General features: G+C 63.7%; 21 protein-coding genes. 6 read left to right on the top strand and 15 right to left on the bottom strand.

All coding sequences use genetic code 11. The features are described 5' to 3' along the window. Positions 1-153: 153 nt before the first annotated feature. The 15 genes from NKJ80_RS12075 to NKJ80_RS12005 form a co-directional block, all read right to left on the bottom strand. Positions 154-1,038, bottom strand: a complete 885-nt coding sequence (locus NKJ80_RS12075) for a flagellin N-terminal helical domain-containing protein (protein WP_023683303.1) — start codon at positions 1,036-1,038, stop codon at positions 154-156. A gap of 210 nt (positions 1,039-1,248) precedes the next feature. Continuing rightward, on the bottom strand, positions 1,249-1,980 hold the full coding sequence (gene fliP, locus NKJ80_RS12070; protein ID WP_023686348.1) for a flagellar type III secretion system pore protein FliP: 732 nt from the start codon (positions 1,978-1,980) through the stop codon (positions 1,249-1,251). Next, positions 1,977-2,477: a flagellar basal body-associated FliL family protein gene (locus NKJ80_RS12065; RefSeq protein WP_023686347.1), complete on the bottom strand. Its 501-nt coding sequence runs from the start codon at positions 2,475-2,477 to the stop codon at positions 1,977-1,979. Before NKJ80_RS12065 ends, fliP begins: the two co-directional genes overlap by 4 nt. 17 nt (positions 2,478-2,494) lie before the next feature. Further along, positions 2,495-3,199, bottom strand: coding sequence for a flagellar basal body L-ring protein FlgH (gene flgH / locus NKJ80_RS12060; protein ID WP_023686346.1), 705 nt, complete (start codon positions 3,197-3,199; stop codon positions 2,495-2,497). After that, positions 3,196-3,777, bottom strand: a complete 582-nt coding sequence (locus tag NKJ80_RS12055) for a MotE family protein (RefSeq protein ID WP_031195437.1) — start codon at positions 3,775-3,777, stop codon at positions 3,196-3,198. The genes flgH and NKJ80_RS12055 overlap by 4 nt, the downstream gene beginning before the upstream one ends. Positions 3,778-3,780: 3 nt before the next feature. Then, entirely contained in the window at positions 3,781-5,022 is a 1,242-nt protein-coding gene (locus NKJ80_RS12050; RefSeq protein ID WP_023683306.1) for a flagellar basal body P-ring protein FlgI, read from the bottom strand. After that, entirely contained in the window at positions 5,019-5,546 is a 528-nt protein-coding gene (gene flgA, locus NKJ80_RS12045) for a flagellar basal body P-ring formation chaperone FlgA (protein WP_352497620.1), read from the bottom strand. The genes NKJ80_RS12050 and flgA overlap by 4 nt, the downstream gene beginning before the upstream one ends. A 6-nt stretch (positions 5,547-5,552) precedes the next feature. Beyond that, complete coding sequence (gene flgG / locus NKJ80_RS12040) at positions 5,553-6,341, bottom strand: flagellar basal-body rod protein FlgG (RefSeq protein ID WP_023686343.1); 789 nt, start codon at positions 6,339-6,341, stop codon at positions 5,553-5,555. A gap of 11 nt (positions 6,342-6,352) precedes the next feature. Continuing rightward, positions 6,353-6,688 (bottom strand): flagellar hook-basal body complex protein FliE, encoded by a 336-nt coding sequence (gene fliE / locus NKJ80_RS12035; RefSeq protein ID WP_023686342.1) that lies wholly within the window; start codon positions 6,686-6,688, stop codon positions 6,353-6,355. After that, complete coding sequence (flgC, locus tag NKJ80_RS12030; protein ID WP_023686341.1) at positions 6,688-7,104, bottom strand: flagellar basal body rod protein FlgC; 417 nt, start codon at positions 7,102-7,104, stop codon at positions 6,688-6,690. Before flgC ends, fliE begins: the two co-directional genes overlap by 1 nt. A 2-nt stretch (positions 7,105-7,106) precedes the next feature. Beyond that, positions 7,107-7,487, bottom strand: a complete 381-nt coding sequence (gene flgB, locus NKJ80_RS12025; RefSeq protein ID WP_023683310.1) for a flagellar basal body rod protein FlgB — start codon at positions 7,485-7,487, stop codon at positions 7,107-7,109. An 85-nt stretch (positions 7,488-7,572) separates the two neighbouring features. Then, positions 7,573-8,439: a hypothetical protein gene (locus NKJ80_RS12020; RefSeq protein WP_023673646.1), complete on the bottom strand. Its 867-nt coding sequence runs from the start codon at positions 8,437-8,439 to the stop codon at positions 7,573-7,575. Next, positions 8,426-9,847, bottom strand: coding sequence for a flagellar protein export ATPase FliI (gene fliI, locus NKJ80_RS12015; RefSeq protein ID WP_023710976.1), 1,422 nt, complete (start codon positions 9,845-9,847; stop codon positions 8,426-8,428). Before fliI ends, NKJ80_RS12020 begins: the two co-directional genes overlap by 14 nt. 4 nt (positions 9,848-9,851) lie before the next feature. Continuing rightward, positions 9,852-10,577: a flagellar basal-body rod protein FlgF gene (gene flgF, locus NKJ80_RS12010; RefSeq protein ID WP_023671749.1), complete on the bottom strand. Its 726-nt coding sequence runs from the start codon at positions 10,575-10,577 to the stop codon at positions 9,852-9,854. 7 nt (positions 10,578-10,584) lie between these two features. Further along, positions 10,585-12,396: a DUF1217 domain-containing protein gene (locus NKJ80_RS12005; protein ID WP_352497619.1), complete on the bottom strand. Its 1,812-nt coding sequence runs from the start codon at positions 12,394-12,396 to the stop codon at positions 10,585-10,587. Between the two features lie 144 nt (positions 12,397-12,540). Here NKJ80_RS12005 and motA point away from each other — a divergent pair, with 144 nt between their 5' ends. The 6 genes from motA to NKJ80_RS11975 are packed head-to-tail and all read left to right on the top strand — an operon-like array spanning position 12,541 to position 17,392. Then, positions 12,541-13,416, top strand: a complete 876-nt coding sequence (gene motA, locus NKJ80_RS12000; RefSeq protein WP_023671751.1) for a flagellar motor stator protein MotA — start codon at positions 12,541-12,543, stop codon at positions 13,414-13,416. Between the two features lie 35 nt (positions 13,417-13,451). Beyond that, positions 13,452-14,384 (top strand): FliM/FliN family flagellar motor switch protein, encoded by a 933-nt coding sequence (locus NKJ80_RS11995; protein WP_023703971.1) that lies wholly within the window; start codon positions 13,452-13,454, stop codon positions 14,382-14,384. Positions 14,385-14,417: 33 nt separating this feature from the next. Next, complete coding sequence (gene fliN / locus NKJ80_RS11990; RefSeq protein ID WP_023683477.1) at positions 14,418-14,807, top strand: flagellar motor switch protein FliN; 390 nt, start codon at positions 14,418-14,420, stop codon at positions 14,805-14,807. Between the two features lie 38 nt (positions 14,808-14,845). After that, complete coding sequence (locus tag NKJ80_RS11985) at positions 14,846-15,862, top strand: flagellar motor switch protein FliG (RefSeq protein WP_023683476.1); 1,017 nt, start codon at positions 14,846-14,848, stop codon at positions 15,860-15,862. A gap of 13 nt (positions 15,863-15,875) precedes the next feature. Continuing rightward, positions 15,876-16,958 carry a flagellar biosynthesis protein FlhB gene (gene flhB, locus NKJ80_RS11980; protein ID WP_352497618.1) on the top strand — a complete coding sequence of 361 codons (1,083 nt, stop codon included), beginning with the start codon at positions 15,876-15,878 and terminating at the stop codon, positions 16,956-16,958. Then, positions 16,955-17,392, top strand: a complete 438-nt coding sequence (locus NKJ80_RS11975; RefSeq protein ID WP_023671756.1) for a BspJ family T4SS effector nucleomodulin — start codon at positions 16,955-16,957, stop codon at positions 17,390-17,392. The genes flhB and NKJ80_RS11975 overlap by 4 nt, the downstream gene beginning before the upstream one ends. The last annotated feature ends 18 nt before the right edge of the window (positions 17,393-17,410 follow it).

The raw sequence follows: 17,410 nt of genomic DNA, 5'->3' as shown, positions 1-17,410 counted from the left end.
CACTTTACCCTCCCCCTTGTGGGGAGGGTCGATCCGCATAGCGGATCGGGGTGGGGGTGCTCGTAAAGAGCTTCGTCGCGCGGCCCCCCCCCCCCCGGGCCGGGGGGGGGGGCCCCCCCCCCCACGGATGGTGTCAGTCGTAAAGTCGAGAGATCAGCCGCGGAAGAGCGACAGGATCGACTGCGAGTTGCCGTTGGCGATCGACAGCGCCTGGATGCCGAGCTGCTGCTGGACCTGGAGGGCCTGCAGACGGGTCGATTCCTTGTTCATGTCTGCGTCGACCAGAGCGCCGACGCCCTTGTCGATCGAGTCCGACAGGTTCGACAGGAAGCTCTTCTGGGTGTCGATGCGCGACTTGGCAGCGCCGAGCGAGGCAGCGCCGGTGGACAGCTTGGCAAGCGCCGTTTCAACAGTGCCGAGCGCGGTGTCGATGGCGGCGGGGGTAACCGCCGTGGTGCTGGGGTCGAAGAAGGCCGCGGCGAGCAGGCCACCGACGATGCCGCCCGTGCCGGCGACATCGAGAACCTGCGTATCGGCAGCCTTGACGTCGATGGTGTCGATGGTGACGGTCGCGCCGGTACGGTTGTAAGCCGCAACGATCTTCAGGTCGGACGCGGCGGCAGCGTCGTTCTGCAGCAGGTTCGAGCCGGCGAAGTTGGCGTTGGCGACCGAGGACTTGATCTGCGCCTGGATGGCGTTGATTTCGGTCGCGATCTTCTGCTGGTCTTCCTTCGAGGCGCTACGGGCAGTGACCAGCTTGGTCTTGATCAGGTCGACCTGGTCCTTGACGTCGTTGATGGCGGTGTAGGCGGTGTCAACCTTGCCGGCGCCGAGGCCGAGGGCGTCCTGCACGGCCGAGTTGGCCTTGTTGTCGGACTTCATCGAGGTCGCGATCGACCAGTAAGCGGCGTTGTCGGAAGCGGTGGCAACGCGGTAGCCGGTCGAGATGCGGGCCTGCGTCTGCTCGAGGGATTTGTTGGTGTTGTTCAGGCTCTGCAGCGCGGTCAGCGCCGAGGCGTTCGTCATGATACTGGACATGGCTACTCGTACCTTGATTTTTACAGGGTGTTTTTGACATACCGGCTTTTCCGGTATGACGGAGCGGCATCATGCCAATGATCGTGAGACCCGATCACCCGCCATCTGCGAGCAATATGCGGGCAAGTCCCTACCAAAGGGCTAAACGGGACGGTTAACCGGAAATATATTGCATAAAACTTTAGCAAGGCGCCAACGGCGCGCGGACGGTCAGGTGAAGGAGCGCACCAGGCTGCCGACAAGCAGGTTCCAGCCGTCGATGAGGACGAAGAACAGGATCTTGAAGGGCAGCGAAACGACGGTCGGCGGCAGCATCATCATGCCCATGGCCATGGTGATGGTGGCGACGATCAGGTCGATGACGAGGAACGGCAGCACGATCAGGAAGCCGATCTCGAAGCCGCGGCGGATTTCGGAGATCATGAAGGCCGGCACCAGGATGCGCAGGTCGACGGTGTCCCTGGCAACGACCTGGCCGCGTTCGCGGGCGAGATCGGCGAACAGGTCGAAGTCCTTGTCGCGGACATTGTGCAGCATGAAGGTGCGGAACGGGTCCGAAATCTTTTCGAACGCCTCGGTCTGGCTGATCTGGTTGTCCATCAGCGGCTTGACGCCGGTGTTCCAGGCCTGGTCGAAGGTCGGCGCCATGACGTAGAAGGTCATGAACAGCGACAGCGAGATCAGGATCAGATTGGCCGGCGTCGACTGCAGGCCGATGCCGGCGCGCAGGATCGAGAAGGCGATGACGAAGCGGGTGAAGCTCGTCACCATGATCAACAGGCCCGGCGCCACCGACAGCACGGTGATCAGACCGAACATCTGGATGATATAGCCGACGGTGGCGCCGTCGGCCTTGCCGATGCCGCCGAGATCGAGCTGCTGGGCGGCGGCGACAGAGGTGGCGGCGACGACGATCGCGGCGGCGAGGACGAGTTTTCTCATTCGAGCAGCAATGTCCTGATCAGAACCTGTTTGGCATGGCCACCGCTGCGGATTGCGGCGCGCTCCTCGAGGTCGGCTTTCAAATGCTGGTAGCCGCTGGCGCCTTCGATCTGATGCATCTTCAGGGTGCGGACCATGGCAAGCAGGTCCTGGTGAATGCTTTCGGTAAGTTCCGGCGGCTGCGGCGCATCGTAGACCACCGACGCTTCCAGCCTTATCCAGGTGTCGGCAGGCGAAGCCAGATTGGTGGTGATCGGCGCCAGCTGGACAAGCGTCGGCCCGGTGCCGGGCGCATGTTCGGCCGCCTTGCTCGGTTGCTCGGCGTTGGACTGGTTCTCGGGCGCGGCGGGCACCGGCACCGGTCCCCCGACGCCCTTCAGATAGCCGCCGGACATCCAGCCCATGCCGATCGCGGCGCCCGTCATCGCCAGCAGCATCGCAAGCTGGATGACAAGCGACGGGCCCTTTTTTTGCTGAACCTGTTCGACATTTGCCACGGCGCCGTTCTCCAGTCCTAAAAGGGGAGGACTTGGTCGAGGATCTGCTGACCGTAAGCGGGCTGCTGGATTTCGCTGACGCGGCCGCGGCCGCCATAGGAGATGCGCGCCTCGGCGATGCGTTCATAAGAGATGGTGTTTTCAGCGCCGATATCGGATGGACGCACCATGCCGGCGATGGTCAGCACCCTGAGCTCGTAATTGACGCGCACCTCCTGTGAGCCCCGGATCATCAGATTGCCGTTGGGCAGGACTTCGGTGACGACGGCGGCGACGTTGAGCTCGAGGTTCTCCGAGCGCTTGATTTCGCCGTCCGCATTGGTTTCGGTGGTGGAGCTCAGCCCCGCGTCGCCCTTGCCGCTGGTGGTGGCACCTTCCCATCCGAGGTTGACGTCATAGCCGAGCTTGCGCCCGGCGGTGCGGCTGCGGTCGTTCTGGTTCTTGAAGTTGGCCTTGTCGTTGAGCTTGATCCTGACGGTGAGGATGTCGCCATCGCGCAGCGCGCGTGGGTCGGTGAACAACCGGCTCTGGCGATCATCCCACAGCGAGAATTTCTTCACTGGCGCGGGTGGCGTTTCGGGATAGGAGTAGGGCGCATTGACGCTGCCGGTAATGCCGGCGCCAACCGGCGACAGCGCCGGCTCCCTGCCGATCTCCCTGGGGTCGGAGGCGCAGCCGGCAAGTGAAGCGGTGGCGACCAGGGCGAGTATATGCGACTTCATGACGGGTCTACCCTTCGCGCCGCGCTGGCCATAATGCCGGTGAGCGTGGCTGCCGCCTTCTGGTCCATTTCGTTGAGAATGACGCCGGCCTTGCGCGAATCGAGTTTCATCAGGATGGCGGCGGCGAGATCAGTGTTGACCATGGCCAGGCGCTCGGCCGCGGCATCCGGTTTCATGCCGGCATAGATCTTGACGACGCCATCCTCGGCGCGGGCCAGGAAAACTTCACGCCGCTTCAGCCATTGCTCGTATTCGGCGCGCTTGTCGTCCAGCGCCTTCATGCGCTGGTCGATGCCAGCCTGCAACTGCTTCAACTCTTCGGCCTGCAGCGCGTAACGGCGGTCGCGGGCGGCGTCGGCGATGTTGGAGCAGAAGCGCTGGATCTCGCTTTCATCGGGCACCTTCTCGCGGACCAGCTGCTGCATTGCCGCCGGCTGTTGCCCGCCAGGCAGAACCTGCCGCACCGCTTCTTCCGCGCGGACAGTGCCGCCGGCAAGGACGGTGGCGGCGATGACGCAAGCTGCCAAGGCCGCGCTTCGGCGGTGCTGCTTTTGGGAAAAGAAATCGATCATCGGCATGGCCTATTGGAGAACCAGATCGGCCTGCAAAGCGCCGGCCGACTTGATGCCTTGCAAAATGGCAATGATGCCGTCCGGCTTGACGCCGAGACGGTTGAGGCCCGACACCAGCGTTTCGAGGTTCGGTCCGTCGAGCACATTGACGCGGGCGTCAGGCCGCGTGGCATCGATGGTGGTGAAGGGTTCCTCCGCTGTCACGCCCTTGGAGAACGGTTCCGGCTGGACGATCTTCGGCTGTTCGGTGATGCGCACGGTGAGCGTGCCGTGGCTGATCGCCACCCGCGAGATCTTGACCTCGTTGCCGATGACGATGGTGCCGGTGCGTTCGTCGATGACGACGCGTGCCGGCGTGTCGGTCTCGACCACCAAATTCTCGATCTCGGCGTAGAAGCGCGCCGCCGAAACATTCTTCGGCCGCCTGATCTGCACGGTACGTGCATCGCGCTCCGCCGCCACGCGCATGCCGAAGCGTTGCGAGGTGTAGCCGTTGATGGCGTCGGCGATGCGAACGGCAGTGGAGAAATCGGGGTTGCGCAATTGCAAGGTGAGCAGCGCCTGGTCCTCGAATTCGGCGCGCACCGTGCGCTCGACGATGGCGCCGTTGGGCACGCGGCCGGCCGTCGGCACGCCCTGCGTCAGCTTTTCGGCATCGCCCTGGGCAGTGAAGCCGGAAACGATGACCGAGCCTTGCCCGACAGCATAGATTTCGCCATCGGCCGCCTTCAGTGGCGTCATTATCAGCGTGCCGCCGGCAAGCGATGTGGCGTCGCCCATCGAGGAGACGTCGATGTCGATGCGGGCGCCCGACTGCACGTAAGGCGGCATGTTGGCGGTGACGATGACGGCGGCGACGTTCTTGGCCCGCGCGCTGCCGCCTTCGGTGGCGATGCCGAGATTTTCGAGCATGGCGCGGATCGACTGTTCGGTGAAGGGCGAATTGCGCAGGCTGTCGCCCGATCCGGCGAGGCCGATGACGAGGCCGTAGCCGACGAGCTGGTTGTCGCGCGAAGCCTGCAGCTGCGCAATGTCCTTGATGCGCGATGCGACCTGGCCGGGTGGCAGAGAGCTTGGGCCGTTGGAGACCCTGAACATGCGGTTGGTGGTGGCCGGATCATATTCGGGATCGACAAAGGCGCCGCCATTCTGGCCGGCAAGATCGCGCTTTTGCTTCGGCGTAAGACCGTCGGCCAGCGCCGGCTGCAGGCCGACAACGGTCGCGAGCAGAAGGGCAGCTCCGCGTCTCATGACGCGCTGACCCGGACGGTGCCGTCCGCCATCACCGTGCCGGAAAAGATCTTGCCGCTGTCTGTGTTGCGGACCTTGATCAAATCGCCGGCGGCACCCGGCTGCAGCGACACCGCCGTAGCCGAAATGGTGAGGTCGCCGGCGATGAAATAGACCTGCACGGCGGCGCCCTGTTCGACCAGCCAGGCGTCGCGGATGGCGGCGGCCGGGATGTAGCGGCCGGGCAGCAGCGTGCGCTTGGCGACCTTGCCCTGGAGTTCCATGGCCTGCGTGGCGACCGCATCCGGCCTGTGCTTTCCGGGGAGCAGCGTCACCGGTTTCAGCACGCCGGTGTCGATCATCTCGCCGGGATAAATGACCCGGTCGGGGATCAGAACGATCTCGCCGGTTGCCTGACTGCTCGCGACGTGGGTGCTGGTCTGCTGGTCTGCGCTCTCCTGGGCAAACGCCGGCACACCGCCGGCTACCAGCGCGAGCATCAGCGCGGTGCGGCAAAGCGGGGAGCGGGAGGCCGGAGAGAGCATCAAACCTTACCTGATGTTCTTGGACACGACGGAGGCCATGTCGTCGGCGGCCTGGATGACCTTGGAGTTCATCTCATAGGCGCGCTGCGCCGAGATCAGCTCGGTGATTTCCTTGACAGGATCGACGTTGGAGGCCTCGAGATAACCCTGCTCGACCGAGGCGAAGCCGGGATCGCCGGGCACGCCGACATTGGCCGGGCCCGAGGCCGGCGTTTCCTGGAACAGATTATCGCCGAGCGGCGCCAGGCCGGCTTCATTGGCGAAGTTGGCGAGTTGCAGCTGGCCGAGCAGCTGGAGGTCGGTCTGGCCGTCGATGCGGGCAAAGACCTGGCCGGTCTTGTTGACCACGACTTCGATGGCATCGGTCGGCACGGTGATGGCCGGGATGACATTGGCGCCGTCGACGGTCACCAGCTGGCCGGTGGCGTTGGTGTTGAAGGCGCCGGCGCGGCTGTAGAGTGTGCCGCCGTCGGCGCCCTCGATCTGGAACCAGCCTCGGCCGGTCAGCGCCATGTCGAAACTGTTGCCGGTCGAGGTCAGTTCGCCCTGGGTATGGACGTTGCGCACCGCCGTCGTCTTGACGCCAAGGCCAATCGACACGCCTTCCGGCACCAGCGATGAATTGGAGCGGTTGGGCACGCCCTGCGTGCGGTCGACCTGGTAGAGCAGGTCGGAGAATTCGGCGCGCGCGCGCTTGTAGCCGGTGGTGTTGATGTTGGCGATGTTGTTGGCGATCACTTCCAGATTGGTCTGCTGGGCATTCATGCCGGTCGCTGCGATGGCGAGTGCTTTCACGGCAAGTCTCCTCAGATGCCCATACGGCTGATTTCGAGATAGGCGGAGACGACCTTGTCGCGGATGGCGATCGTGGTCTGCAGGGCCTGCTGGGCGCTCATGACGGCGTCGACGACCTGACGGGTATCGGCGTCGCCCTTGAGCGCCTGGATCGAGACCTGCTCGGCGTTGTGCAAGGTGTTGACGGTCTTTGAAGCAGCCTGGCTCAGCGCTTCGGCGAAGGTGGCGCCGATTTCGCTGCCGGCCATCGGCGCCCTGGTGCCCTGGAACAGGTCGGTCGTGGTATCGGCGCCACCGATCTCCGGCTTGAGGGGAAGCGATCCGATACCGCCAATGCCGCTGATCATTACTGGTTCCTCATCAGGTCGATGGTCATGGAGATCAGATCACGCGCCTGCTTGATGACCTGAAGGTTGGCTTCGTAGGAGCGGTTGGCCTCGCTCATGTCGGCCATCTCGACCAGCACGTTGACATTGGGCATCTTGACGTAGCCCTTGTCGTCGGCGGCCTCGTTGCCGGGCTGGAATTCGACGGGAAAGTCGCTGGGGTCGCGGTCGATGGAGTTGACCTCAACTGTCGTGCCACCGGAGGCACGGTCGAGTTCCGAGACGAAACTGATGGTCTTGCGGCGATAGGGGTCAGCGCCCGGGGTGTTGCCGGTCGACTGCGCGTTGGCGAGATTTTCCGAGACGACGCGCAAGCGGTCCGACTGGGCGCTGAGGCCGGACGCGGCGATCTTGAGGGCTGAGGTCAAGGCGTCCATGGTCAGCTCTTCACCGCCATCATCATCATCGAATGGAAGGCCTTGACGATCGCGGTGTTGAGTTCAAACGAGCGGCGGACCTCGCCGGCCTTCATCAGTTCGTTCTCGACCACGACCGTGTTCTTCGAGGGCATGATGGCGCCGGTCGTCTCTTCTGGCTTGACCGTGAAGCCGGCATTAGTGGCGGCAGTGCCGAGGTGGCCTGCCTGGGTGGCGGTCAGCGACACTGCCGTGCGGTCGAGCACCTTCTCAAACGGCTCGACATCGCCGGCGGTGTAGCCCGGCGTGTTGACGTTGGCGATGTTGCCGGCAATGGCCGACTGGCGCACCGACAGCCATTGCGACTGCTTGGCGGCGAGATCGAAAAGATTGACGGGCTCCATGGGGATCTCCGGGCTGGTACGTACAAGACTAGGCTGCCAGTCTTGCGCGGACCTTGCGCGGCTCGGGGGTAAATCCGGTGTGCCGCTATTTGGAGAGTTCGATCACCTGGTCGGTGCTGGTGACCATGACCCACTTGCCGCCCCGTTGCTCGATCGACGAGACGACGCTGGTATCGGGCAGCTTCGAGCCGCGCTGGACGATCCACAGGCCGGCATCGTCCTCGATCATGGCGCGGCCATTGGCGACATGAACCATGCGAAATTTGGCGTCCGCCGGGAAGGGCTGCTCGTCGACGCCGGGAGGCTGGGTCTTGTCCTCGGGGTCCTGCAGCGTGCCGGTGGCGAACAGGTCGACATCGGGAACATCGTTTGCCGTCAGCGGCTGACCGCTGTTCTCCATCTGCGAGCCGCCGCTGACCCGCCCTGCATTGGTGCCGCTGCCGCCGAACTTGATCGCCTGCACGCCGAACTGGTCCTGATTGAAGAAGATATACCAGGGAAACAGCGCGCAGATCAGGCCAAGCGTGATGCCGAGCGCGGCAAAGACGATATCGCTGCGGCGGTCGGATTTCTTGTCGAGCCTGGGATATTGCGGCCTTGGCGGCTGCGGCCATTCGGTGACCGGGAACAGCCCGTCGAGAAGCGAGTCACGACTGGTCTCGATCGCTTCTTTGGGGCCGGCGCGAGGGGTCCTTGGCAATTCAGGCTTGACGACGCTGGGCAAGGCAGGCTCGGCCAAGCGAGGCACAGTGGACTCGACTACGCTGGCTACCCTGGGCAAGAATGGCCTGGCGGCCCTGGCCAGAATGGCCTCAGCCTTGGCGGCCTTGTCGAGATCGGCCTTTGCCCTGACAGCTCTCGCTTCGTTGGCCCGGGCTTCCTCGGCGGCACTGGCCTCTGCGATCATCTCGCGCAAAAGCCGCTCGGTGTACTGAAGCTCAGTCTCCTGCATCGACACTTTGCTTGCCTTTCAGATGACGGGCGAGGTCGGAGAATGCGTCGCTCGAGGCGCGATCCCTGGGCGACTGCGTCAGCGCCTCGTAGATCAGCGGCACCTGGCGCACGGCAATATCGAGCTCGGCATCGGCGCCGCCCTGATAGGCGCCGAGCAGGCGGATGTCGCGCGTGTCCTCGAAGCGCGAGATCATCGACTTCAGCCTGGTCACCAGCATGCGTTGCTCGGGGCTCCATGCCTTGTCGGCGAGGCGCGAGATCGACGACAGCGGATTGACCGGGGGGTAGCGGCCCTGTTCGGCAATGGCGCGGTCGAGCACGACATGGCCGTCGAGAATGCCGCGTACCGAATCGGCGACCGGGTCGTTGTGGTCGTCGCCGTCGACCAGCACCGAGATGATGGCAGTGATTGATCCCTGTCCTTTGATACCGGGGCCTTCAGCGCCCGGGCCAGCGCGTTCGAGCAGCTTGGGCAGGTCGGTGAAAACCGAAGCGGGATAGCCGCGGGCGACCGGCGGCTCGCCGGTGCCGGTCGCTACCTCGCGCAGCGCATGGGCAAAGCGGGTAATCGAATCCAGCACCAGCAGCACGCGATGGCCCTGGTCGCGAAAATGTTCGGCAACGCGCATGGCGGTATCCGGCGCGCGCCGGCGCATCATGGCGCTCTCGTCGCTGGTAGCGACGACGGCGACCGTCTTGGCCATGCTCTCTGCGCCGATCGTGTCTTCGAGGAATTCGCGTACCTCGCGGCCGCGCTCGCCGATCAGCGCCACGACCACGGTGTCGAAGGCGTCGGCGCCGGCCAGCATGGCGAGCAGCGTCGACTTGCCGACGCCGGAACCGGCAAAGACGCCGAGGCGCTGGCCGAGGCAGAGCGGCGTGAAGATGTCGATGACCTTGACCCCGGTCGTGAAGGCGGTGCCGACGCGCTGCCGCGCCATGGCGCCGGGCGTTGTGCCGTCGCCGCTCGCAGCCTCGCCGATCCTGATCAGCGGCGGGCCGCCGTCGATGACGCGGGTCAGCGCGTCGATGGCGCGCCCACGCCACGAAGCATGCGGCGTTACCGTCAGCGGGCCGCGGCGAAACACGGCGTCGCCGATGCCGGCGTCGGCGCTGCGTTCGAAAGGGGCGATGACGACTTCGTCGCGGCCGATCCTGACGATCTCGCCGCGGCGCGTGCCGGCATTGCCGCGCTGTTCGACGAGGTCGCCAAGCCTGGCGACTTCAGACAGGCCGCGCACCTTGTAATGCGTTGGCGAAACCTCCGAAACACGGCCGCCGCGCCGCAGCAACGTCTCGGTGTCATCGAAGCGGCGCCAGATCCGCTCCAGCGCAGCCAGCCGGTTTTCCGGTGCTGTCTCCGGTTGCCGTTCAAGCGCGCGTATCGATGATTTGCTGCTCGACATGCTGCTACGACTTGGAGCCGAGCGTCTTGATGGCGTCGTCGGTCGAGGCATCGGTCTGGCGCATCAGCGCCGCCGTGTTCTCGAAGGCGCGCTGGACCATGATCAGGCGCGTCATCTCCAGCACCGGATTGACGTTGGATTCCTCGACATAGCCCTGCGCGACGCCGAGATCGGAACGGTCGGTGACCGGCTCCGGCGCACGCGCGGGCACGATGCCAGAATTGCCGTAGCGGACGAAATTCGGGCCGGGATCGAAATTGAACAGGCCGATGGCGCCGACGAGCTTGTCGCCCTGGCGCAGCGAGCCGTCGGCGCCCGCCTTGGGTGGGCCGTCGCGCGGGTCGAGCTGGATCGGCGCACCGCCGGCGTCGAGCACCGGATGGCCTTCGAGCGACATCAACTCGCCGTTCTCGTTCATCGAAAAGCGTCCGTCGCGCGTCATCACGGTGCCGGCCGGGGTGTCGATGCCGAACCAGGCATCGCCCTGGACGGCGAAGTCGAACGGGTTGCCGGTCTGCGTCATCGCGCCATGCGCGCCGGACAAATAGGTCTTGCCGGAGGAGGCGAAGGACACCGATTTGGGGCCGCTGCCGGAGACGACATCCTCGAACTTCACGCCGGTGGCGCGAAAGCCGATGGTCGAGGCGTTGGCGACATTATCGGCGATGGTGTCGAGACGGCGCTCAAGCGCGATCTGCGAGGAAAGGGCGACGTAAAGGCTGTCCTGCATGGTGTTCTCAGAATCTCAGTTTCTGCATGGCCATCATCAGATCGGTCGAGATGCCGACGGTGGTCGGCTGCGCAAACAGCACACCGATCGATGTCTGGGCGGTCGAGGTCGGATGATTGATTTCCCAAAGGCTGGTGAAGCGGGTGAGGAATTTCTCGAGCTTGGCCGGGTCGGTGAAATCGGTGAGGTCGAGCTTTGCCTCGAAGGCCTGCGCCTGCTTGTCGATATCTGCGGCAGCGAAGGAATCGGGCAGGCCGATGGCGGTGCGTACCACGCTGGCCAGGGCCGTGTCGGCCAGCACGTCGTACCAGTTGGTGATGGTCGAGGCCTTGCGCTCGAAATAGAGCGCCAACCGCACGCCCTCATTGGTCTTGCCGGCGTCTTCTTCCAAGGTCTGGCGCATGTATTTGTCGACCACCGGCTGCTGCGACGGGCTGCGGGTCGTTGCCGCTTCGCCGTAGGCCTCGAAATTCAACGAGGTGGCGAGCCTGGCATAGGCCTTGTTGGAGAGCTTGTTGGCGACACTGGCGGGATCGCGGACACCGCCCTCAAGGACATCACGGACGAGATCCTTGTTGGTGGTCGCCGGATCGAGCCCGCTTGCGGACAGAGCATAGTTATAAAGGCGGCTGTCGGCCATCAGGTCGTCGACCGATTTCACCTTGGTGATGTTGGCGAGGTAGTAGCTGGTCTCGGCCTGGACGGCGTCCGCATTCGGCTTGATGAGGCCAAGACTGGACTCGGTCGTGTAGAGCTTCGGCGTGGTCTTCAGCACCGCGTCGCGCGTGATCGTCTGATCGCCATACTGGGCAAAATCAAAGGCGCTGACGAAGTTGGCGTAGCTCTTGTCGGTCAACAGGTTGGCGGGACTCAACGGATCGGTGACGCCGCCATTGACCATGGTGCGGATCTGCTTCGTCGTCTGGGTCGATGCATCAAGCCCATAGGCAGCCATGGCGAAGGTCAGCAGGCGCTTGTCCTTCAGCAGGTCTTCGATGGACTTCACCTTGGAGATGTTGGCTGCGTAGTAGTCGGCCTCGCCCTTGATGTATTGCGCGGTCGGCTTGACGAGCAACAGTCCGGTTCCGCCGATCACAGCCTTCGGCACCGCCTGCTGGACGGCGTCGCGCGCCGTAGCCTGGTCGCCATATTGGGCAAAGTCGAAAGCCGCGACGAAAGCCGCATAGCCCTTGTTTGTCGACGTGTTTGCGGGGCTGTTCGGGTCGGTGACGCCGCCTTCCAGCATGGCCCGCACGGTCGCAGCCGGCTCGGCGTCGGCGTCCAGGCCGAACGCGGCCATCGCATAGGTGAGCAGGCGATCGTTGCCCATCAGGTCGTCGATCGATTTTACGTTGGAAATGTTGCTCAGGTAGTACGAGGTTTCGCCCTTGTAGTAGGTGAAGCCGTTCTGCGAAGGGCCGACCGAGACCTGGAGACCATAATTGTTGGTCACGCCCTGCTGTGCCGAATTGTAGCTCGTGGCATTAGCGCCAAGTGCGGCGAAATTGAAGGCCGACACGAACTCGGCATAACGCTTGTCGCTCAGTTTGTTGGCGAAGCTGTCGGAATCCGACACCCCTTCCTTCAGGGCTTTGACCATGAAGGCCTTGGCGTAAGCCATGTCGCCGAGACCGAAGGCCTTCATGGCATATTTGAACAGCCGGTCGTTCTTGACGAAATCGTCGATCGATTTCACGCTGCCGATGTTCGCGAGATAGTAGTCGGTGTCGCGCTTGGTGATCGGCTCCGCCTCGATGCGGTCGATCGCCTTGGGGATGTCCCTGGCGATGAGCTGGTAGCTGGTAAAAGTGCTCAACACGACATGCCTCCGGTCGCAGCTTCAAAAGCAAGACTATGCGGACTTGCTTGCGCGAGGCTGAATCGCCTCACCTTGCATGATTCAAGCCTCACACAAGGCACGGGGGCTATCGGTTAGGCCTGACGTGATGCGGAAGGATCTGGCGTGGGCATTCTGATCGGACTTGTGGTGACGCTCGGCTGTGTTCTCGGCGGCTTCATGGCGATGGGCGGCCATCTGCATGTGCTGATGCAGCCTTGGGAAGCGGTGGTCATCTGTGGCGCCGCACTTGGAACCTTTCTCGTCGCCAACCCGATGAAGACGGTCAAGGACACCGGCAGGGGTATCCTCGAAGCGTTCAAGCAGGCGGTGCCGAAAGAGCGCGACTATCTGGAGACGCTGGGCGTGCTGCACAGCCTGATGCGCGAACTGCGCTCGAAGTCGCGCAGCGAGGTCGAGGCGCATATCGACAATCCGGAGGAGTCGGCAATCTTCCAGGCGTTCCCGACCGTGCTCAAGAACCACGACCTGACGAATTTCATCTGCGACTACTGCCGCATCATCATCATCGGCAATGCCCGCTCGCATGAGATCGAGGCGCTGATGGACGAGGAAATCCAGACCATCAAGTCCGACAAGATGAAGGCTTACCATGCGCTGGTGGCGGTGGGCGACGGTCTGCCGGCGCTCGGCATCGTCGCCGCCGTGCTCGGCGTGGTCAAGGCGATGGGCGCGCTCGACCAGTCGCCCGAAATCCTCGGCGGCCTGATCGGCGCCGCCCTTGTCGGAACCTTCCTCGGCATCTTCCTGTCCTATGCAGTGGTCGGGCCGGTCGCCACCAAGATCAAGACGGTGCGCGAGAAGAAGAACCGCCTCTATATCATCGTCAAGCAGACGCTGCTTGCCTACATGAACGGCGCTCTGCCGCAGGTGGCGATCGAGTTCGGCCGCAAGACCATCTCGTCCTATGAGCGGCCGACGATCGATGCCGTCGAGCAAAGCACGATGAACACAGCTTCCGCCGAGAAGAAAGCGGCTTGAGCCATGCATGACGACAGACAGGACCGCACGCCGTCATGACAAGTCCTGGCAGCCCCTCGCAAGCCCGCTCGCTGATCATCGAGCGTCTGGTCGGTGACAGCGGTGAGGCCGCTCACGTCATCGGCACCGGGCGCTCAATGGGGGAGCGCGCACTGCCGCTGCTGCAGAAGAGCCTGGCCGGCGAGCTCGGTGCACCGGTCACCGTCGACCTGCGCACGGTCGAGATCAGCCGTGTTCCCGATGCCCGCACGAATGCCGGCGATGCCTTTGCCATGGCCATCATAGCATCGCCGACGTCTTCGGATGCGATGACGCTGGTGGCTGATGCGCCGGCCATCGCCGTGATGGTGTGCGCGCTGTTCGGCGGCGATCCGGATCAGCCGGTTTCGCCGATCGAGCGCGCTCTGTCGCAGATCGAGACCGATGTCGCGACCACGGTCTTTCAGGAAGTTGCGCAGGCGTTGAACGGATCGGGCCGGCGCTCGCTCGAGCTGCGGCTGCCGGTGCCGCGGGCGCTTTCGGGCAGCGAAGCCAAGCGCCGCGTGCTGCGCGATGGCGCGGCGGTGCGCATCGTCTTCGGCATCTCGACGCCGACCGACAGCGGAACGGTCACGGTGATGATCCCGCAGCGCATCCTGCTGGCCACACGCGGTATCGCCGATGTCCACGACAGCGAAGGCACGACCTCCGACTGGCGGGCACGTTTTTCCGAAGAAGTGATGCGCTCGACGGTGACGCTCGAAGCGACCATGCCGCTGGCCCGCCTGACGCTCGGCGACCTCGCCGGCTTCGAGCCGGGCCAGATCATCGAGCTCGAGGAGACGGCGCAGTCCCAAGCCAAGCTGAGCGCGCGCGACAAGACGCTGTTTGTCTGCGAGTTCGGTAAACTCGGGCAGAACTACACCGTCCGGATCAGGCATCCTTACGATGCCGGTCAGGATTTTATCGATGGGCTCATGCCGGGCTGACGCCGGGCAAGCCCAAGCATTTGGAGACGACTGATGGCCAAGACCAAGGTGGAAGCCAATATCGACCAGCCGGACGAACAACTCGACCGCGCCATCGAGGAATTGCGCGGCGTCCTCCAGGAGGAGGAAAAGCGCCCCGACGCCGCCTTGCGGGCTGCCACGTCCGGCGCCAATTCCAACATCATCATGAGCATCCCGGTCGATGTGCAGATCATCCTCGGCAGTACGGAAATGCCGGTGTCGGACCTGATGGCGCTGCAGAAGGGCTCGACGGTGGCGCTCAACCGGCGCATCGGCGAACCGGTCGATGTCGTGGTCAACGGCCGCAAGATCGCGCGCGGCGAGATCACCGTGCTGGAAAGCGATCCGTCGCGCTTTGGCATCAGGCTGACCGAAATTATCGCGGCGACCAAGGGCGCTTGAGCAATGAATGACATGCGGTCTCAGCAGGAGCGGATGCCATGACGACGCCGGTGACGCTCACGCGCCCGCAAAAGGCCGCCGCCATCCTGGTGGCGATGGGCAAACCTTCGGCCAGCCGGCTGCTGAAATTCTTCAAGCAAGAAGAACTGAAGGCACTGATCGAAGGGGCGCGGCTGCTGCGCACCATTCCGCAAAGCGACCTCGAACGCATCGTTGCCGAATTCGAGGCCGAGTTCACCGAAGGTGCGGGCCTGCTCGATTCCGCCGACCGGATGGACACGATCCTCAATGAATCGCTGTCGCCCGAAGAGATGAGCGCCATCATGGGCGACAAGCGCTTCGAGGTTGCGCCGGAAGGGCCACCGCCGATCTGGCCGGAGCTGGAAAAGCTCGAACCGACGCGTCTGGGCACATTCCTTGCCGCCGAGCATCCCCAGACCGCGGCCATGGTGCTGTCGAAGCTTGCGCCGCAAGCCGCCGCCAACATTTTGCTGACCATGGAAAAGCCGATGCGCAGCGAGATCATCAAGCGCATGGTGACGATGGCGACCATTCCGGACGCGGCCACCAGGATCATCGAGAACCAGCTGCGCGCCAGCGTGCTGGCGCAGACCGCGACCAAGGATATCTCGGCGGGACAGGCGCGCGTCGCCAGTATGCTCAACGAGATGGACAAGCCTCAGTTGGAAGAGGTCATGCAGGATCTGGAAGAGGCCGGCACGCCGGACCTCGGCGGTGTTCGCTCCAGGTTGTTTGCCTTCGACGATCTGCCGCTTTTGACGCAGAAGGCGAGGGTACTCCTTTTCGACGGGCTGTCGACCGAACTGATCACGCTGGCGCTGCGCGGTGCGGCGCCCGCATTGACGGAATCGGTGCTGTCGGCGATCGGCGCACGGTCGCGGCGCATGATCGAGTCCGAGCTCGGCCAGGGCTCGGAAGGCATTCAGCTTGCCGACATCATGACGGCGCGCAAGAACATCGCGGTGGCGACAATCCGGCTTTCGCGCGAGGGGGCTTTCGAACTGCCCTCATCGCAGCAGAGCGAAGCGGCTTAACGCCGAGCGCTGAATGGCTGAAGCGGCTGACAAAGACTCCAAAACCGAAGACGCGACCGAAAAGAAGATCCGCGACACCATCGAACAGGGCAAGCTGCCCCATTCCAGGGAGGCCGCACTTCTGGCGTCCTTCATCGCTATACTGGTGTTCACCGTCTTCTACGCCAAGGACGCGGTCGTCAATCTCGGCATGTTCCTGTCGATGTTCCTGGAGAAGCCCGAGGCGTGGCCGATGGACACCGAGACCGACGTTATCGCGCTCTACAAGACCGTGATGATGGAGATCGGCCATGCCGTTGTCAGCCTGCTGGCGCTGCTGGTGGTGGCCGGCATCGGCGCCTCGGTGCTGCAGAACATGCCGCAAGTCGTCGGCGAGCGGATCCGGCCGCAACTGTCGCGCATCTCGATAGCCAAGGGCTGGACCAGGATGTTCGGTATTCAGGGCTGGGTCGAGTTCCTGAAGTCGCTGGGCAAGCTCGGCTTCGCCAGTATCGTGCTCTACTTCACGCTGTCGCAGGACTACCGCCAGCTCCTGGCCGGCATGATCACCAACCCCGTCGCTTTCGGCCTCGTCATCAAAAGCATCACCGTCGATATATTGGTGGCCATCGTCTTCGTCATGGGGCTGATCGCGGCGGTCGACGTCGTCTGGTCGCGCTTCCACTGGAAGCAGGATCTGCGGATGACCAAGCAGGAGATCAAGGACGAGTTCAAGCAGTCCGAGGGCGACCCGATCATCAAGTCGCGGCTGCGCTCGCTGGCGCGTGACCGGGCGCGCAAGCGGATGATGACGGCGGTGCCGCGCGCGACGCTGATCATCGCCAATCCGACGCACTTTTCCATCGCGCTCAGATATGTCCGCGACGAGGATTCAGCACCCCTGGTGCTGGCCAAGGGCCAGGACCTGGTTGCACTCAAGATTCGCGAGATCGCCAAGGAGCACAACATCCCGATCTTCGAGGACGTGGCGCTCGCCCGCTCCATGTACAAGCAAGTTTCGGTTGATAGCGTGATCCCGTCGCAATTCTACCAGGCCGTCGCCGAACTGGTGCGGATCGTCTACTCCAAAAAGGCTGAGCGGAGACAAATTTCATGAACCGCCAACCGCACGCAAAATCCCGCGAACTCATCGTTGCCAAGGCCATCGAGCAGGTGGTCGACGAGTTGCGGCTGATCGATGTCGCCGACTACATCGCCTTCATCCGGCTTGAGCATTTCGCTTGCCTGTCGGATCTGGTGGATTCGGCGGTGGAGCTTTTTTTCCTGCCGGGCACGCTCAGGCTCGGCCATGGCGGCGAGGCACATGTCGACTGGAGCGGCAGCCCGCGCATCGTGCTCGATCTCGAGCTTCGGCCGCCGGGCGTCACCGTCTATTTCCAGCTGACGCTGAGCGAGGAGAGGTCTTCGGTCGCGGTCAACTATGTGTCGTTCGAAAAGCCCGGGGAGGATCCCGAGCACAACACCGCCTTGCTGGAGACGGTGATCGAAGAGGCGCGCATTCGCCGGACCGAGCCGCTCGCCTATCGCTGATCTTTTGTCTTATCCCAA

The sequence above is a fragment of the Mesorhizobium sp. M0030 genome (assembly GCF_040323695.1).
Lineage (GTDB): Bacteria > Pseudomonadota > Alphaproteobacteria > Rhizobiales > Rhizobiaceae > Mesorhizobium.
This window is presented reverse-complemented; position numbering and strand designations above follow the sequence as displayed.